The following is a 701-nucleotide window of genomic DNA, read 5'->3' as shown; positions in this document are numbered from 1 at the left end:
GACAACCTGCTGCGTGAGTACGCCGGTACGCATTACGAGTACGACGAGCGTGGCAACCAGGTTGAGCGGTGGCATAACGGCCAGCGCAGCCGGTTGCGCTGGGATCTGTTTGATCGGCTGGTGCATTTCGAGGATGCGCGGCTGGCGGTGGAGTTTGCCTACGATGCCCTGGGCCGGCGACTGTTCAAGCATTCCAGCGCGCACTACAAACCACGGCGCGAGGCCGGCTCGCAGTGGAACCGCAACGAGCATGAGCGAACGCAGCGTGAGCTGGGGTGTGGATTCACGCTGTACGGCTGGGACGGTGACAACCTGGCATGGGAGAGCAGCCCGGCGCAGTACGAGGGCGACACTGGGCGCACGGTGCACTACCTGTTCGAGCCGGGCAGCTTCGTGCCGGTGGCGCAGGCGGTGCGGCATGAAGGGATACGGCTGATCGCACAGCCGACCTACAGCCAGCCGTACAACATCGATGACGATCCGGTCTGGACTTTCACTCCGCAGGCGAAGCCCTTCAATGCGCTGGCGTGGTACCAGTGCGATCACCTGGGTACGCCGCAGGAGTTGACGGACCACTTCGGGCAGATGGCGTGGACGGCGCAGTACAAGGCCTGGGGTACGGTGAAGGAGCAGCGTTCGGAATGGGCGCAGCAGCAGGGGGTGAAGAACCCGATCCGCTTTCAGGGCCAGTACCACGACCA

At 64.1% G+C, this 701-nt stretch carries 1 protein-coding gene; it reads left to right on the top strand.

From position 1 onward, the window contains the following. The coding region (locus KUO17_RS26160) for an RHS domain-containing protein (protein WP_217978445.1) at positions 1 to 701 on the top strand (701 nt) is incomplete at both ends.

It is taken from the genome of Pseudomonas aegrilactucae (genome assembly GCF_019168305.1).
Lineage (GTDB): Bacteria > Pseudomonadota > Gammaproteobacteria > Pseudomonadales > Pseudomonadaceae > Aquipseudomonas > Aquipseudomonas aegrilactucae.
Note: the sequence above shows the minus strand (reverse complement) of the source record. Positions and strands in the feature narration are given on the sequence as shown.